The sequence below is a fragment of the Phytopseudomonas straminea genome, assembly GCF_900112645.1.
Lineage (GTDB): Bacteria > Pseudomonadota > Gammaproteobacteria > Pseudomonadales > Pseudomonadaceae > Aquipseudomonas > Aquipseudomonas straminea.
Map to the genome: position 1 here is coordinate 398,089 of NZ_FOMO01000001.1, position 14,838 is coordinate 412,926.

A 14,838-nucleotide genomic window follows, 5' to 3' on the forward strand; every position below is an offset into this window, starting at 1 on the left:
GCTCGGTCAGGGCTACACGCTAGCGGCATTGCGTGCCGGCCGCCAGGGGCATTTCGGACAACTGGCCGCCGCCAGTGACGACTGCTACCCTGCGCCCGCCCGACGTCGCCGACTACGCTTGGCGGCGCCAGCGACCGGGCCTATGCCAACCCATGGACTGGAGTTTCTCCCATGAAGAATCTGTTCTTCTTCGACGCAATGCTCACCCCGAAAATCATCACCTTCGTCTACTGGCTGATGCTGCTCAGCGTGGCCGTAAGCAGCCTGACGATGATGTTCGGCGCCTACGGCAGCTTCCTCGGCGGCCTGGGCACCCTGATCGGCGGAGTGATCGGCGCACGGATCGGCTGCGAGCTGATGATCGTGCTGTTCAAGATCCACGAGAACCTGCAGAAGATCGCCAACCGCCCCTGACCCCAGACGCAAGGCAGGCGACTCGGCTCAGCGCTGGATCGCCTGCCAGGCTGCGACGAATGCGGCGGCGTTGTCAGCCACTTCGCTAACGCCCATGCCGGGCTTGTACAGCGCCGAACCCAGGCCGAAGCCGCTCGCCCCCGCCGCTACGTAGTCGGCCATGTTCGCTGGCGTGATACCACCCACCGGCAACAACGCGACGTCACGGGCGAACACCGCGCGCCATGCCTTGACGATCTGCGGGTTGAATTGTTCGGCCGGGAACAGTTTGAGCACATCGGCACCCGCCTCAATCGCCGCGAAACCTTCGCTCGGCGTCGCCACGCCCGGTGCGCTGAACAGCCCGGCCTGGCGGGTCGCCTGAATCACCTGGGTATTGCAGTTGGGCGAAACGATCAGCCGCCCGCCGGCCTGCGCCACCTCCTCGACCTGGCGGACACTGAGCACGGTGCCGGCGCCGATAAGCGCGCGCTCGCCCAGCTCGGACGCCAGCAGGCCGATGCTCTGCAGTGGCTCGGGCGAGTTCAGGGGAATCTCGATAGCCCGGAAACCGGCCTCGTAGAGCGCCAGGCCCACAGGCACGATTTCCTCGGGGGCAACGCCGCGCAGAATGGCGATCAACGGCAGCTCGCGAAGGTAGGTAGCGGACATTACAGGCCCTCCTCGGGCGTCACGGAAATGGATGAAAGCTCGGTCTCAGGGCCGCCAGCCAAGCTCGGCGGAAATGGCCGCCGCGCAGGTAATAACCTCGGGTCGCAGGTCATGCAGGCGTGCCTCGGGCATATAGGGCACGGCACTGGCCACACTCAGGGCTGCGACGATCTGCCCGCTGGCATCACGTATCGGCGCGGCCACGCAGCGAATCCCCAGCTCGTTGTCTTCCAGATCGAGGCTAAAGCCGCCGCTGGCGTAGTCGCGCATGCGGTCACGAAAATCTTCCCAGGACATCGCGGCGCTGCCGGCACGTAACTGGCGGTCGCGCTCATGGAGCACCTGCCATTCGCTTTCCGGCAGATCGAGCATCAGCGCCTTGCCGATGCCGGTCAGCGCCAGCGGCATGCGCAGGCCGATGCGCGAGCGCATTTCCAGACCGCGACTACCTGGCAGCTTGTCGATGTACAACACATCGCTGCCGTCACGCACGCCCAGGTGCACCGTGTCCTGGGTGGCCCGGGCCAAGCGAGCGAGATGCGCATGCGCGAGCTTGCTCAGCGGCATCTGCGCGCGAGCCTTGTAGCCGAGCTCGATCAGCCGCGGGCCCAGCTGATAACCGCCACTGCTGCCACCCAGGGCGCGCAGGTAATCCGCCTGCACCAGGGCGGCGATCAACCGGTGAGTGGTACTGCGCGAGCAGCCGATGGCGGCGCCAATATCGGCCAGGCTGCAGGCGCCCTGGGCGACGGCATCGATGACCGCCAGGCCGCGAAACAGCGCCTGGGCGCCCGCCGGCGCCTGTTTGTCGTGATCTGCTTGCATGAGTTTCTCCAGACGCAGGACTGTAGTCGCGCGATCCGCAATTCTCAATATGAGAAATCAACTCCCACAATTCGGGAATATATTTTGGCCGCCACATCCATGGTCAGCAGCCAATCACCTGCCTACACTGCCCACTTTCTCCCGACCGACTGGACCGCCCCATGAGCAGCGCCGACGAGCACGACGACACCTTCACCGAAAACACCCTGGTTCAGGCCATCGAGAATCAGCTGGAGTCCGGTGAGCCGGCGTTCGCCCAGGCGGTGCTGAACAAGCTGACCCTGGTCGGCCATGACCGCGAGGAAAGCGTGCAGATGATGGCCATGGTGCTGGCCCACGAAGTGGACGCCATGTTGCGCGAAGATCGGCCCTTCGATGCCGAGAACTATGAGCGCCTGTTGCGCGCCCTGCCGACCCTGCCCGACGAAGCCTGAGCCCGCGCGACAGCCAGCCACCTTCTTTCCCGCGGTGGGCACTGCTATGGTTGCACAACGCCCCTGTGGATAAGCCCGGATGCGTTACTCCACATCCCTTAGCCTGTGCCTGACTCTACTGCTCGCCACCAGCGCCCTGGCCGGGCAGGTGCCGCGCATCGGCGCCGAGGATGACTGGTATCCCTACACCGCCTACCGCGACGGCCGCGTGCAGGGCATGTCGGTGGAGATCGTCGAGGCCGCCTTCGCCGCCAGCGACACGCCGGTGCAGCTGGTGCCCTACCCTTACGCCCGCTGCATGCAGATGACTGAAGAAGGCATATTGGCGGCCTGCTTCAACACCGCACCGGATGCGCGCATTGACGCCGATTATCTGATCCCCGAAGAGCCACTGTTCAGCGACGACATCCTGCTCTGGGCCCGCGCCGGTGAAACGCCAGCAAACGGCAAGCCGCAGAGTCTCGCCGGGCGCAAGGTGGCGGTGACCATCGGCTACGAATACGGCGCGCGCCTGGACAATGACCAGCAGGTGATCCGCATCCCCGTGCGCCGCGACCTCAGCGGTTTTCTAATGCTGCAGCGCGGCCGCGTGGATTTCGTGGCCGCCTACCGCGGCACCGCCCAGGCGCTGTTTCGCGAGAACCCGCAACTGGCCGACCAGTTCGTGGCGTTGGAGACCCTCGACAGCCCCACGCTCTACTTAAGTTTTTCGCGTCACAATCCCGATGCAGCCGCGCTGCTCAAGCACTTCGAACAGGGCATGCGCGTCTTGCACAAAGATGGCCGTTACCAGAAGATTCTCGAGCGCTGGCAGCACGTTCCGGCGAACTGCCGCCGCCTTGACTACACTTCGCCTGCGGGGCGAACCCGCGATCCACGGCCCGAGCCGTGCACTACAACAACAGGCAGGAGTCACCATGGCCTTTAATGCCGATCTGGTCGCCGAACTGGAAATTCTTTTGCTGTTCAACCTGGACAATGGACAGGAGGGTCTGAAGATCCACCACGATGCCGCCTCATCCGCCGTCGCCGCTGCCGGGCGCCTGCATGGCAAGGGCCTGATCACCCTCCCGGATGGCGGCTACCTGACCCGCCTGGGTCACGAAGCTGCCGAACACGCGCAAAGCCTGAAAACCATCCTCACCACCGGCAAAGCGCTCTGACCGCCTGAACACGCCTGCCGTCCGAGGCGGCAGGCCCTCTCCCGAACGCCATTGCGAGCAGGTGCGCCGCGCCTGTAGGCTTGCTCATCACCCGGCCGAGCCCGAGCATGACGCGCCACCTGCCCCTGCGACCCAATATCGATGACGGCATCGACCGCAAGGTGCTGACGCAGCTGCGCGCACGCTTCATGCGCATCAACCACGGCCGCCAGCAGCGCGCGATGCAGGCCCTGTCGACCCGCCAGCAACGAGTGCTGACGCTGTTACCGTTGCTGTTTCACGTCAATCATCCGTTACTGCCCGGCTACGTGTCGGCGCAGACGCCGGCTGGTCTGGCGCACTTCGAGCCTTCGGCGCAGCTGCTGGCCGAAGCCCAGCGCCTGACCCGCTCCTTCGCCTACAAACCGGCTCGCGCGCCGGCGCCAACGCCCATCCATGGCCTGTTTCTGATGGGCAGCCTGGGCACCGTGGCCCAGGCCGAACAGAGCGACATGGATTTGTGGGTCTGTCATGCCAGCGAGCTCGACCCTGGCGAACGCGAAGCGCTGCAACGCAAGTGCGACCTGCTGCAGAGCTGGGCGGCCAGCCAGGGCGCCGAAGCGCATTTCTTCCTGATCGACCCCGAGCGTTTTCGCAGCGGTTTACGGGACGCGCGGCTGACCTCGGACGACTGCGGCACCACCCAGCATTTCCTGCTCCTCGACGAGTTCTACCGCACGGCGATCTGGCTGGGCGGGCGTATGCCGCTGTGGTGGCTGGTGCCGGCGGACGACGAGCATCGCTATGCCCATGTCACCGAAGCCTTGCTGAGCAAGCGTTTCGTGCGCGCCGAAGATGTACTGGATTTTGGCCACCTGGCCGAGGTGCCGGCCGGTGAGTTTCTCGGCGCCGGTATGTGGCAACTGTTCAAGGGCATCGAGTCGCCCTACAAGTCAGCGCTCAAGTTACTGCTCACCGAGGTATACGCCAGCGAACATCCCCAGGTGCGCTGCCTGTCGCTGCGCTTCAAGCAGGCGGTTTACGACGGCCTGCTCGACCTCGACGAGCTGGACCCCTACGTGCTGATCTACCGCCGCCTGGAGCAATACCTGCAGGCACGCGGCGAAACCGAGCGCCTGGAACTGGTCAGGCGCTGCCTGTACCTGAAGGTCAACAAGAAGATTAGCAAGCCGCCGCGCCACCGCGAAAAGAGCTGGCAGCGCCTGTTGCTCGAACGGCTGACTGGTGAGTGGGGCTGGGGCGAGCGCCAGCTGATCCTGCTCGACAGCCGCAGCCAGTGGAAGGTCCGACAGGTCGTCGCCGAACGCCAGGCGTTGGTCAACGAACTCAACTACAGCTACCGCTTCCTGTCGCTGTTCGCGCGCAAGCGCCCTGACGGTGTGGCGGCCAGCAGCCGCGACCTGGCCGTGCTGGGTCGGCGCCTGTACGCTGCCTTCGAACGCCGCGCCGGCAAGGTGGAATTCATCAACCCGGGCATCGCCCCGGACCTGGGCGAAGACACCCTGACTCTGGTGCATAATCCGTCGCCCAAGGGCGAGCGCTGGGCGCTCTACAGCGGTAGCCTCGGCGCCCAGGAATGGCAGGATTTCGCCCCGCTGCGCCAGGCCCGCAGCCTGATCGAGCTGCTCGCCTGGAGCCATCGCAATGGCGTGATCGACAGCGGCACGCACCTGTCGCTGCATCCGGGTGACAGCGACCTCACCGAAGTCGAGCTGAGCCAGTTGCTCGGCTGCCTGGCCCAGGCCCTGCCGATGCCCCTGGCGAGCGTGACCGAAGCCGCTCTGGCACGCCCACGCCGGCCTGCCGAAGAACTGCTGCTGATCAACGTTGGCATCGATCCGCTGCGGCAGCACAGCCAGATGAATGTGCACATGACCAGTGAGCGCACCGACCCACTGGGCTATTCCGGCGTGCGCGACAACCTGGTGCTGACCCTGGACCGCATCACCCTAAACAGCTGGAACGAGTTGCTGGTCGAGCGCTACGACGGGCCCACCGCCCTGCTCGACTGCCTGAGCGATGTACTCAACGCGATGCCTGGTCGCGATGAACGCCCCAACCTGAGGGTGTTCTGCTACTGCCGCAACCGCGCCACGACCATCGTCGAGCGCGTCGAGGGCTTGCTGAATGAGCTGGTCGACTGCCTCGATAGCGGCCAGCAGCAGCGCTACCTGCTGCAGATCGCCCGCCGCTATCACCTGCTCGACCTGACGCCTGGCAGAGTGCGGCACAGCATGCTGGAGGATCTGCCCACGCTGCTCGAACACCTAGCCCAGGATCGCGCCGAATACAGCCCGCTGCGCCTGGACCGTAACGCGCTGGAAGGTGAAGACCTGGCGCTGATCCTCGAGGCCGGACGCCCGGCGTGCATCCAGGTGTTCTATCGCCTGCACGAAACGGAAGGCCTGGCGCAGATCAACGTGCTCGACGAATGCGGCGCGTTGTGGCGCAGCCAGGTGCCGTTCCATAACGAAACCAGCCTGCTGACCCCGCTGCACCGCTTCCTGCAATCGCTGCTGTACCGGCGCGACGCCGCCCAGGCCCTCGAAGGCCCGCAGCAACCGCTCGAAATCCTTTACCACCAACTGCTGCCGGCCGCTCCGCTGCGTGCGCAGCGCCTGGAGCCCAGACCGGCGCCGCTGAACGAAGTCAGCCTGCCGTTCTATGACGTTCAGGCCATCGTCGAGCCGGGCAACGGCCCACGCGCCTACGTCAGCCTGTTCTGCAACCACCGGGAGTTTTCCGAGCTTGAACACGGCGAACAGCTATTCACCAACGTGGCTCGGCACATTCTCGCCCAGCGCAGCGAGCAGCAACCGTATCCCTGCTACATCACCGACCTCGACCTTTCCGCTCTGCTCGGCGAGCGGCAGCCCTCGGTGGTGCATTACCTGCGCTACAAGGCCAGCCTCGAAGAGGCACTGAACGGCGCGCTGCGCACGTCCTGATCATGGGCGTTACCTGAAAACCCGAATCGCGGCGCGATCCGGGCCAAGAAGGAAGCCGACTCGGCAGAGGGAACGGCGCCGAGTCGGGTGCAACTCAGCGAGCGTATTCGCCTGCCGCTTCCGGCTGGTATTCGACTTCCAGCAGGGTCAGCTTGAGCACCTTGCCGCCCGGTGCCGGCCAATCGATGTGCTGGCCAACGCTCAAGCCCAGCAGAGCCGCGCCGACCGGCGCGAGGATCGATACCTTGCCTTCGCCGCCGGCGTCCTGGGGATAGACCAGGGTCAGGTGATAGTCCTTGCCACTCCCTTCCTCGCGGCAGTGCACACGCGAATTCATGGTCACCACCCCGGCCGGAATCTGCTCGTGGCCAACCACCTCGGCGCGGTCAAGCTCGGCCTGCAGGGCTTCGGCGGTCGGGCCAAACTCATCGAGGCCATCGAGCAGTTGCTCCAGGCGCTGCAGATCGAGGCGGGTAATGGTGATGGACGGTGTGCTGGCCATGGTGCGGGCATATCTCCTTTGCTGGACGCCAAAAAAGCAAAACCCCATCGAAACGACGGGGTTTTTGCAGAAGCTCATTTTGCAGAAGCCAGGCTGACCGTAACACAGCCACCCAAATAAACAAGAGCCGGCTCACCCGTCCATCAGGCGCCGCTCGGCCAGGTCGCGGATAACCCGCCGACGCTCGTCGCTGGCGTTGCCCCATTCGAGAATTTCCGCCAGCAGTCGCCCGCAGCCCAGGCAGCGCTCGGCCTCGTTCAGGCAGCAGCGCCGGCGACAGGGCGAGGCCACCACAGTGGCGCCCGGCGCGGGCTTGCCGGCATCTTCAGATTTCATCGAACTCGAGTTCGGCGCCTGCCTGCTCGGCGACGATACGCTCGAGCATCTCGCTCAGCAGTTCGTCGCTGCTGTCGCAGATCCAGCGCTGATTGTCCTCGTCGTAATCGAAGTGAAAACCTCCCGAACGGGCCGCCAGCCAAAGCTGACGCAGCGCCGGCTGGCGGCTGAAGATCAGTTGCGAGCCGTTTTCGAAACGCACCGTCAGCACGCCCGCGGAGTTCTCCAGATCGATATCCAGGTCGCTGTCGTCGAAGATGTCTTCCAGCGCCTGCTGCACCGCATCGACCAAGTCGTGGAAACGGGCTTCGCTCAAACTCATTGCACTTACCTCATGAAAAATTCAGCTGCATCGGACCAACGCCAGGGCCAAGGACTGCGGTGCCTGCACAGGTCAGCCAGCCAGGGCAAAGCCCCGCCGGACGGGAACCCCGGCGCATAGGCAACATGCCGGGGGGTCGGTATACTCGGGGGCAATTATGCTTTATTACAAGGATTTGACCATGAAGCGGCTGTTCACTGCCCTCATCGCGCTCGTCGCCGTCACCACCCTGCTCGGCGGCTGCGGCCAGAAAGGCCCGCTGTACCTGCCGGATGATAACCAGTCCGGCTCGTCGCACGACCAACACGAATAAGGGCCACCCATGAACACCTTCGAATACCGCGACGGTTCGCTGTTCGCGGAAGGTGTGGCGTTGTCCGCCATTGCCCAGCGCTTCGGCACGCCCACCTACGTCTACTCGCGCGCCCACATCGAAGGGCAGTACCGCGCCTACGCCGATGCGCTGGCGGGTATGCCGCATCTGGTCTGCTACGCGGTCAAGGCCAACTCCAATATCGGCGTGCTGAACGTGCTGGCGCGCCTCGGCGCCGGTTTCGACATCGTCTCCAGCGGTGAGCTGGAGCGCGTGCTGGCGGCCGGTGGCGAGCCGAGCCGCATCGTCTTCTCCGGTGTGGGCAAGAGCCGCGACGACATGCGCCGCGCGCTGGAAGTCGGCGTGCACTGCTTCAACGTCGAGTCGGGCGTCGAGCTCGAGCGTCTGCAGAAGGTCGCCGCCGAGATGGACGTCAAGGCGCCCGTCTCGCTGCGGGTCAACCCGGACGTGGACGCCGGCACCCACCCGTACATCTCCACCGGCCTGAAGGAAAACAAGTTCGGCATCGACATCGAGCAGGCCGAGGCGGTCTACGCCCGCGCCGCCGAACTGCCGAACATCGAAGTGATCGGCGTCGACTGCCACATCGGTTCGCAGTTGACCACACTAGAGCCATTCCTCGATGCCCTGGATCGCCTGTTGCTGCTGGTCGACAAGCTGGCCGCGCGCGGCATCGTCATCAAGCACCTGGATCTGGGCGGCGGCCTCGGCGTGCAATACCGCGACGAGCAGCCACCGCAGGTCGGCGACTACATCGCCGCGGTACGCCAGCGCATGGCCGGTCGTGACCTGGCCCTGGTGTTCGAGCCGGGCCGCTTTATCGTCGCCAATGGCGGCGTGCTGCTGACTCAGGTGGAATACCTCAAGCACACCGAACACAAGGACTTCGCCATCATCGATGCGGCGATGAACGACCTGATCCGCCCAGCCCTGTACCAGGCCTGGATGGACGTATCGGCGGTGCAGCCTCGTGACGGCGAGGCGCGCAATTACGACCTGGTCGGGCCGATTTGCGAGACCGGCGACTTCCTGGCCAAGGATCGTCAGCTGGTGCTCGAAGAAGGCGACCTACTGGCCGTGCGTTCGGCCGGTGCCTACGGCTTCGTGATGAGTTCCAACTACAACACCCGCGGCCGCGCCGCCGAGGTGATGGTGGACGGCGAGCAGGCTTACGAAGTGCGGCGCCGCGAAACCCTGGACGAGCTCTTCGCGGGCGAAAGCCGCCTGCCGGAGTGATGCCCATGTTATTGCGCTTTACCAAGATGCATGGCCTGGGCAACGACTTCATGGTTCTCGACCTGGTCAGCCAGCATGCCCACATCCAGCCCAAGCACGCCAAGCAGTGGGGCGATCGCCACACCGGCATCGGCTTCGATCAGCTGCTGCTGGTCGAGCCGCCGCAGCACCCGGACGTGGATTTCCGCTACCGCATCTTCAATTCCGATGGCAGCGAAGTGGAACAGTGCGGCAATGGCGCACGCTGCTTCGCCCGCTTCGTGCTGGACAAGCGCCTGACGGTGAAGAAGAACATCCGCGTGGAAACCAAAGGCGGCATCATCGAGCTGAACGTGCGCGCCGATGGCCTGATCACCGTGGACATGGGCGCACCGCGCCTGGCACCCGAGCAGATCCCGTTCCAGGCCGATGGCGAAGCGCTGAGCTATGCCGTCGAGGTCGATGGCAAGGACCATCAACTGGCCACCGTTTCCATGGGCAACCCCCATGCCGTGCTGCGCGTCGATGATGTCGACGGCGCTCCGGTGCACGAACTGGGCGCGAAGCTGGAACACCATCCGCGCTTTCCGCAACGGGTCAACGTCGGCTTCCTGCAGGTGATTGATCGTCAGCGTGGCCGCCTTCGCGTCTGGGAGCGCGGCGCTGGGGAAACCCAGGCCTGCGGCACTGGCGCCTGCGCCGCCGCCGTCGCGGCGATCCGCCAGGGCTGGATGGACTCGCCCGTACAGTTGGAGCTGCCGGGCGGCAAGCTGCACATCGAGTGGGCAGGCCCCGGCCAGCCCGTTATGATGACCGGCCCCGCCGTGCGCGTGTACGAAGGACAGGTTCGCCTATGACTGACCAGCAGGATTCGCCCAAGCCCCTGGACTCGGAAACGGTCGCCGCCTACCTGCGCCTGCACCCCGAATTCTTCATCGACCACGATGACCTGATCCCCGAGCTACGCATTCCGCACCAGCGCGGTGATACCGTGTCGCTGGTCGAGCGTCAGGTCAAACTGCTGCGCGAGCGCAATATCGAGATGCGCCAGCGCCTGTCGCACCTGATGGACGTGGCCCGTGACAACGACCGGTTGTTCGACAAGACCCGCCGCCTGGTACTCGACCTGATGGACGCCAGCAGCCTCGAGGAAGTGGTCAGTTGCGTGGAAGACAGCCTGCGACGCGAATTCCAGGTGCCGTTCGTGGGCCTGATCCTGTTCAGCGATACGCCACTGCCGGTCGGCCGTAGCGTCAGCAGCGCCGAGGCGCACCAGGCCATTGGCGGCCTGCTGGCCGGTGGCAAGACCATCTGTGGGGTGCTGCGCGAGCACGAGCTGAAGTTCCTTTTCGGCGAAGCCGGCAACGAGGTCGGTTCGGCCGCCGTGGTGGGCCTGTCCCATCAAGGGCTGCACGGCGTGCTGGCGATCGGCAGTGCCGATGCGCAGCACTACAAGAGCTCGCTGGGTACGCTGTTCCTCGGTTACATCGCCGAAGTGCTGTCGCGCGTGCTGCCACGTTTCTCCGCGCCGCTGCGCTCGGTCAGGTAACGCGCCGTCCACAGGGGCGCAAGCGTTGCGCCCTCTCGTCACGGAGCCGCCCGTTGATGCTTGTCGCCCACCTGGATGCCTACCTCGAACACCTGCGCAGCGAGCGACAGATGTCAGCCCATACGCTGGATGGCTACCGCCGCGACCTCACCAAACTGCTCGCTTATTGCGAAAAGGAAGACCTGAGTGACTGGGCCGCACTCGACATCGCTCGCCTTCGCCGCCTGGTCGCCCGCCTGCACAAGGAAGGCCAATCGGCGCGCAGCCTGGCGCGCCTGCTCTCGGCGACCCGTGGTCTGTACCGCTACCTGATACGCGAAGGCCATTGCAAACACGATCCAGCCACCGGCCTGACGCCACCCAAGGGCGAACGCAAGCTGCCAAGAGTGCTGGACGTGGACCGCGCCACCCAGTTGCTCGACGGCGCCCAGGAAGACGACTTCATCGCCCGCCGCGATCACGCCATGCTCGAGCTGTTCTATTCGTCCGGCTTGCGCCTGTCGGAGCTGGTCGCACTGAACCTCGACTGGCTCGATCTACCCGCCGGCCTGGTGCGCGTCACCGGCAAGGGCAGCAAGGTGCGCGAGCTGCCAGTGGGCAGCAAGGCCCGTGAAGCCCTGCAGCAATGGCTGCCGCTGCGGGCACTGGCCAACCCGGCCGATGGCGCGGTATTCATCAGCCGCCAGGGCCGCCGCATCGGCGCCCGCGCCGTGCAGTTGCGGGTACGCCAGGCGGGTGTCAGCGAGCTCGGCCAGCACATTCACCCGCACATGCTGCGCCATTCGTTCGCCAGCCATATGCTCGAGTCGTCCCAGGACCTACGCGCGGTGCAGGAGCTGCTCGGCCACGCCGATATCGCCACCACGCAAGTCTATACCCACCTGGACTTCCAGCACCTGAGCAAGGTCTACGACAGTGCTCACCCACGGGCCAAGCGCCGCAAGGAACAGGATTCATGAGCATCCGCCTGATCACCTTCGACCTCGACGATACGCTGTGGGACAACCGCCCGGTGATTCTCGGTGCCGAGGCCGCCATGCGCGACTGGATCAGCGTCCACGCACCGCGCCTGGCGAGCCAGCCGGTGGATCACCTGGGCCAGGTTCGCGGTCGTCTGCTGGAGGCCGAGCCCAACCTGAAATACCGCCTCAGCGAACTGCGCCGACGCACCCTGCGCCATGCGCTGGAGGGCGTCGGCCATGCCCCCGAGGAAGCCGCGCAGTTAGCCGAGGCCGCCTTCCAGACGATGCTCGAAGCACGCCACGCCATCACCTTCTTCAGCGACACCGTCACCACCCTGGAACTGCTGGCCAATCGGTACAGCCTGGGCGTGATCACCAATGGCAACGCTGACGTGCGTCGCCTGGGGTTGGCGGACTACTTCAGCTTCATCCTCTGCGCCGAAGAACTGGGCGTCGGCAAACCCGATCGCAGGCCGTTCGAGGAGGCCCTCGCCCGCTCCGGCATGCAGGCCGAGCAGGCGGTGCATATCGGCGACCACCCCGGCGACGATATCGCCGGGGCCCAGGCGGCCGGCTGGCGTGCGGTGTGGTTCAACCCGGAGGGCAAGGCCTGGGCTGGCGAGAAGGAAGCCGACGCGCAGATCCGTAGTCTTGGCGAGCTGCCGGCGCTGTTGCAGCGCTGGGGATAAGAGCTGGTGGGCTGAAGCCCACCCTGCATGACTGGGCCTCGATGACTTGAGAAGCGTTGAGCGAAGCACAACCGGTTGCTCAGGGTACCGTGGGAACGGGCCATGCCCGTGATTTCGCGCGCATGGCGCGCTCCCACCCGGCCCCCGCAATCAGCGGTTTTCTCTGCGCCACACAAAGCAACCGCCACAAACGCAAAAGCCCGCCTTCACAGGCGGGCTTTTGCATTCAAATCCGGCGTTCGCGTCAGATGGGGCGACTGCCGTACTTGCTGTCAGGCTTCTTGGGCGGGTCGGATACGACGTTGGGCTCCACTTCCTGAACCTTGCCACCACGGGCCAGGAACTCTTCCATGGCGCGCGCCAGCGCATCGCGTTCCTTCTGCTTGGCTTCTACGCTGGGCAGCTCTTCGACCTCGACGGCCTTCTTGGCTTTGCCCTTGGCAGGTGCCGCGCTATCGGACTCGCTGTCGTCATCGGCAACATCACCATCCGCGGCCGCCAGCTCCTCGCCGTCGTCCTCGTCTGCGCCTTCCAGCTCGTCTTGTTCCAGTTCTTCGTCGCTCATGTTCAGCCTCATGACTTGCGAAAAGCAGGTTAGTTATAGCCCAGTCGTCCGACGTTGCCGAACGCCTGGAAAAAATTCAATTTGCCGTACCTTGCAAGGTTGCCAGCACGCGGCGAGCGCCACCCTGTTCGCGGTGTTCGCCCAGGTAAATCCCCTGCCAGGTGCCCATCGCCAAACGCCCGTTACTCACCGGCAACTGCAACTGAACGCCGAGCAGACTCGACTTGAAATGCGCCGGCAGATCATCCGGGCCTTCGTAGCAGTGCTCAAAGCCTGTCGCATCCTCGGGGACGAGGCGGCGAAAGAAGCGTTCGAAGTCGCGGCGTACCGCAGGGTCCGCATTCTCGTTGACCGTCAGGGACGCCGAGGTGTGCTGCAGCCACAGGTGTAACAGACCCACCCTGTAGCTCGCCAGTTCCGGTAATGCATCCAGCAGTTCATCGGTCACCAGGTGGAAGCCTCGCGCCCGTGGCCGCAGGGTGATCAGCCGTTGCTGCCACATGCTCGTCGCCCTCGTTTTTCAACGCGCGCATTCTAGCGTGCCGGACAAAAAAGCAAAGGGCGCCTGAGCGCCCTTTTGCCGGTGTGGACCATCATTTTTACTGATGATGGTCGGCGCCCTGCGCCTCCCCCATCATTTCTTGCCGGTGAACTCGGGATAGGCTTCCATGCCGCACTCGACCAGGTCGACGCCCTCGTACTCTTCCTCCTCGGAAACCCGCAGACCGGCGACCACCTTGATGATGCTCCAGACGATCAGGCTGGCGATGAACACCCAGGCGAAGATGCAGGCGATGCCCAGCAGCTGCGCGCCCAGGCTGGCTTCCGGGTTGGTCAGGCAGACCGCCAGGGTGCCCCAGATGCCTGCCGCGCCGTGTACGGAGATGGCGCCGACCGGGTCATCGATCTTGATTTTGTCGAAGCCGACGATGGCGAACACCACCAGCACGCCGCCCACACCGCCGATAAGGGTGGCCTGCAGCGCGGTCGGCGTCAGCGGCTCGGCGGTGATCGACACCAGGCCGGCCAGCGCACCGTTGATCGCCATGGTCAGGTCGGCCTTGCCGAACAGGATGCGTGCCACGATCAGCGCGGCGATCAGGCCGCCGGCCGCTGCCATGTTGGTGTTGACGAACACCTGGGCCACCGCGTTGGCGTCCTCGATGGTGCTCATCTTCAGCTGCGAGCCACCGTTGAAGCCGAACCAACCCATCCACAGGATGAACATGCCCAGGGTTGCCAGCGGCAGGTTGGCGCCCGGAATGGCGTTGACCTGGCCGTTGGCGCCGTACTTGCCCTTGCGCGCACCGAGCAGAATCACCCCGGCCAGGGCCGCGGCGGCGCCGGCCATGTGCACCACGCTGGAGCCGGCGAAGTCGAGGAAACCGGCCGCGTCGAGGAAGCCACCGCCCCATTTCCAGAAGCCCTGCACGGGGTAGATGACGGCGGTCATCACCACCGCGAAGGCGATGAACGACCAGAGTTTCATGCGCTCGGCCACCGCGCCGGAAACGATCGACATGCAGGTGGCGGCGAACACGATCTGGAAGAAGAAGTCCGAGCGGGCGGCGTAGTAGGGGGCATCTTCGCCACCGGCCAGTACCGACTCGACGGTGTTTTCGTCACCGATCAGAAAACCGAAGCTCGGCAGGACGCCGCCCTCGGGGCTGGAATACATGATGTAGTAGCCGATCAGCAGATACATGATGCAGGCGATGGCGAACAGCGCCACGTTCTTGGCGAGAATCTCGGTGGTGTTCTTGGCCCGAACCAGACCCGCCTCGAGCATGGCGAAGCCGGCGGCCATCCACATGACGAGGGCGCCGCAAATCAGGAAGTAGAAGGTATCGAAACCGTACTGCAGAGCAGTCAGTGCTGTGTTGTCCATTTTTTATTCACCTCAGGCCGTTGCGCAGGGGGGTGCGCTGT

At 64.9% G+C, this 14,838-nt stretch carries 19 protein-coding genes; 11 read left to right on the top strand and 8 right to left on the bottom strand.

From position 1 onward, the window contains the following. Positions 1-171 precede the first annotated feature (171 nt). Positions 172-414, top strand: coding sequence for a DUF4282 domain-containing protein (locus tag BM279_RS01785; RefSeq protein ID WP_075960223.1), 243 nt, complete (start codon positions 172-174; stop codon positions 412-414). A gap of 27 nt (positions 415-441) precedes the next feature. On the opposite strand, the gene BM279_RS01790 is transcribed toward BM279_RS01785, so the two are convergent. Then, positions 442-1,065 carry a 2-dehydro-3-deoxy-6-phosphogalactonate aldolase gene (locus BM279_RS01790; protein ID WP_093500392.1) on the bottom strand — a complete coding sequence of 208 codons (624 nt, stop codon included), beginning with the start codon at positions 1,063-1,065 and terminating at the stop codon, positions 442-444. Between the two features lie 45 nt (positions 1,066-1,110). After that, entirely contained in the window at positions 1,111-1,890 is a 780-nt protein-coding gene (locus tag BM279_RS01795; RefSeq protein ID WP_093500394.1) for an IclR family transcriptional regulator, read from the bottom strand. Positions 1,891-2,051: 161 nt separating this feature from the next. On the opposite strand from BM279_RS01795, the gene BM279_RS01800 reads away from it, so the two are divergent. The 4 genes from BM279_RS01800 (at position 2,052) to BM279_RS01815 (ending at position 6,435) form a co-directional block, all read left to right on the top strand. Beyond that, positions 2,052-2,324, top strand: a complete 273-nt coding sequence (locus BM279_RS01800; RefSeq protein ID WP_093500396.1) for a hypothetical protein — start codon at positions 2,052-2,054, stop codon at positions 2,322-2,324. Positions 2,325-2,403: 79 nt separating this feature from the next. Next, complete coding sequence (locus tag BM279_RS01805; protein ID WP_093500399.1) at positions 2,404-3,252, top strand: substrate-binding periplasmic protein; 849 nt, start codon at positions 2,404-2,406, stop codon at positions 3,250-3,252. Beyond that, entirely contained in the window at positions 3,242-3,487 is a 246-nt protein-coding gene (locus BM279_RS01810) for a TIGR02647 family protein (protein ID WP_093500401.1), read from the top strand. Before BM279_RS01805 ends, BM279_RS01810 begins: the two co-directional genes overlap by 11 nt. 107 nt (positions 3,488-3,594) lie before the next feature. Next, positions 3,595-6,435, top strand: coding sequence for a class I adenylate cyclase (locus tag BM279_RS01815; protein ID WP_093500403.1), 2,841 nt, complete (start codon positions 3,595-3,597; stop codon positions 6,433-6,435). Between the two features lie 94 nt (positions 6,436-6,529). On the opposite strand, the gene rnk is transcribed toward BM279_RS01815, so the two are convergent. The 3 genes from rnk to cyaY form a co-directional block, all read right to left on the bottom strand. Continuing rightward, a complete protein-coding gene (rnk, locus tag BM279_RS01820) occupies positions 6,530-6,937 on the bottom strand; it encodes a nucleoside diphosphate kinase regulator (protein WP_027903920.1) in 408 nt (135 codons plus the stop codon). Positions 6,938-7,069: 132 nt separating this feature from the next. Then, complete coding sequence (locus tag BM279_RS01825) at positions 7,070-7,273, bottom strand: DUF1289 domain-containing protein (RefSeq protein ID WP_093500405.1); 204 nt, start codon at positions 7,271-7,273, stop codon at positions 7,070-7,072. Beyond that, entirely contained in the window at positions 7,263-7,595 is a 333-nt protein-coding gene (cyaY, locus tag BM279_RS01830; protein ID WP_093500407.1) for an iron donor protein CyaY, read from the bottom strand. Before cyaY ends, BM279_RS01825 begins: the two co-directional genes overlap by 11 nt. Before the next feature lie 181 nt (positions 7,596-7,776). Here cyaY and lptM point away from each other — a divergent pair, with 181 nt between their 5' ends. Genes lptM through BM279_RS01860 form a run of 6 tightly spaced genes read left to right on the top strand, consistent with a single transcriptional unit; the run spans position 7,777 to position 12,344 of the window. Next, the gene (gene lptM / locus BM279_RS01835) at positions 7,777-7,908 is read left to right on the top strand and encodes an LPS translocon maturation chaperone LptM (RefSeq protein ID WP_093500409.1); all 132 of its coding nucleotides are present in this window, start codon (positions 7,777-7,779) and stop codon (positions 7,906-7,908) included. Between the two features lie 9 nt (positions 7,909-7,917). Continuing rightward, entirely contained in the window at positions 7,918-9,165 is a 1,248-nt protein-coding gene (lysA, locus tag BM279_RS01840) for a diaminopimelate decarboxylase (RefSeq protein WP_093500411.1), read from the top strand. A 5-nt stretch (positions 9,166-9,170) separates the two neighbouring features. Continuing rightward, the gene (dapF, locus tag BM279_RS01845) at positions 9,171-10,001 is read left to right on the top strand and encodes a diaminopimelate epimerase (protein WP_093500413.1); all 831 of its coding nucleotides are present in this window, start codon (positions 9,171-9,173) and stop codon (positions 9,999-10,001) included. Then, entirely contained in the window at positions 9,998-10,693 is a 696-nt protein-coding gene (locus BM279_RS01850) for a DUF484 family protein (RefSeq protein ID WP_093500414.1), read from the top strand. The genes dapF and BM279_RS01850 overlap by 4 nt, the downstream gene beginning before the upstream one ends. A gap of 56 nt (positions 10,694-10,749) precedes the next feature. Further along, complete coding sequence (gene xerC, locus BM279_RS01855) at positions 10,750-11,652, top strand: tyrosine recombinase XerC (protein WP_093500416.1); 903 nt, start codon at positions 10,750-10,752, stop codon at positions 11,650-11,652. Continuing rightward, positions 11,649-12,344, top strand: coding sequence for an HAD family hydrolase (locus BM279_RS01860; protein WP_093500418.1), 696 nt, complete (start codon positions 11,649-11,651; stop codon positions 12,342-12,344). The genes xerC and BM279_RS01860 overlap by 4 nt, the downstream gene beginning before the upstream one ends. A gap of 244 nt (positions 12,345-12,588) precedes the next feature. Here the strand turns inward: BM279_RS01860 and sutA are convergent, their stop codons facing one another. The 3 genes from sutA to BM279_RS01875 all read right to left on the bottom strand — a co-directional run bounded on the left by sutA (position 12,589) and on the right by BM279_RS01875 (position 14,797). Then, complete coding sequence (sutA, locus tag BM279_RS01865) at positions 12,589-12,909, bottom strand: transcriptional regulator SutA (protein ID WP_013789502.1); 321 nt, start codon at positions 12,907-12,909, stop codon at positions 12,589-12,591. Between the two features lie 76 nt (positions 12,910-12,985). After that, on the bottom strand, positions 12,986-13,411 hold the full coding sequence (locus BM279_RS01870; protein WP_093500420.1) for a secondary thiamine-phosphate synthase enzyme YjbQ: 426 nt from the start codon (positions 13,409-13,411) through the stop codon (positions 12,986-12,988). A 132-nt stretch (positions 13,412-13,543) separates the two neighbouring features. Then, on the bottom strand, positions 13,544-14,797 hold the full coding sequence (locus BM279_RS01875) for an ammonium transporter (RefSeq protein ID WP_093500422.1): 1,254 nt from the start codon (positions 14,795-14,797) through the stop codon (positions 13,544-13,546). Positions 14,798-14,838: the final 41 nt, after the last annotated feature.

Excerpts from the sequence above, each read along its gene's own strand:
- sutA (WP_013789502.1), bottom strand. The coding sequence starts at position 12,909 with ATGAGCGACGAAGAACTGGAACAAGACGAGCTGGAAGGCGCAGACGAG.
- BM279_RS01815 (WP_093500403.1), top strand. The coding sequence starts at position 3,595 with ATGACGCGCCACCTGCCCCTGCGACCCAATATCGATGACGGCATCGAC.
- BM279_RS01790 (WP_093500392.1), bottom strand. The coding sequence starts at position 1,065 with ATGTCCGCTACCTACCTTCGCGAGCTGCCGTTGATCGCCATTCTGCGC.
- BM279_RS01795 (WP_093500394.1), bottom strand. The coding sequence starts at position 1,890 with ATGCAAGCAGATCACGACAAACAGGCGCCGGCGGGCGCCCAGGCGCTG.
- BM279_RS01825 (WP_093500405.1), bottom strand. The coding sequence starts at position 7,273 with ATGAAATCTGAAGATGCCGGCAAGCCCGCGCCGGGCGCCACTGTGGTG.
- BM279_RS01875 (WP_093500422.1), bottom strand. The coding sequence starts at position 14,797 with ATGGACAACACAGCACTGACTGCTCTGCAGTACGGTTTCGATACCTTC.
- dapF (WP_093500413.1), top strand. The coding sequence starts at position 9,171 with ATGTTATTGCGCTTTACCAAGATGCATGGCCTGGGCAACGACTTCATG.
- cyaY (WP_093500407.1), bottom strand. The coding sequence starts at position 7,595 with ATGAGTTTGAGCGAAGCCCGTTTCCACGACTTGGTCGATGCGGTGCAG.
- BM279_RS01805 (WP_093500399.1), top strand. The coding sequence starts at position 2,404 with ATGCGTTACTCCACATCCCTTAGCCTGTGCCTGACTCTACTGCTCGCC.
- BM279_RS01860 (WP_093500418.1), top strand. The coding sequence starts at position 11,649 with ATGAGCATCCGCCTGATCACCTTCGACCTCGACGATACGCTGTGGGAC.
- lptM (WP_093500409.1), top strand. The coding sequence starts at position 7,777 with ATGAAGCGGCTGTTCACTGCCCTCATCGCGCTCGTCGCCGTCACCACC.
- rnk (WP_027903920.1), bottom strand. The coding sequence starts at position 6,937 with ATGGCCAGCACACCGTCCATCACCATTACCCGCCTCGATCTGCAGCGC.
- BM279_RS01810 (WP_093500401.1), top strand. The coding sequence starts at position 3,242 with ATGGCCTTTAATGCCGATCTGGTCGCCGAACTGGAAATTCTTTTGCTG.
- BM279_RS01850 (WP_093500414.1), top strand. The coding sequence starts at position 9,998 with ATGACTGACCAGCAGGATTCGCCCAAGCCCCTGGACTCGGAAACGGTC.
- BM279_RS01800 (WP_093500396.1), top strand. The coding sequence starts at position 2,052 with ATGAGCAGCGCCGACGAGCACGACGACACCTTCACCGAAAACACCCTG.
- BM279_RS01785 (WP_075960223.1), top strand. The coding sequence starts at position 172 with ATGAAGAATCTGTTCTTCTTCGACGCAATGCTCACCCCGAAAATCATC.
- xerC (WP_093500416.1), top strand. The coding sequence starts at position 10,750 with ATGCTTGTCGCCCACCTGGATGCCTACCTCGAACACCTGCGCAGCGAG.
- BM279_RS01870 (WP_093500420.1), bottom strand. The coding sequence starts at position 13,411 with ATGTGGCAGCAACGGCTGATCACCCTGCGGCCACGGGCGCGAGGCTTC.
- lysA (WP_093500411.1), top strand. The coding sequence starts at position 7,918 with ATGAACACCTTCGAATACCGCGACGGTTCGCTGTTCGCGGAAGGTGTG.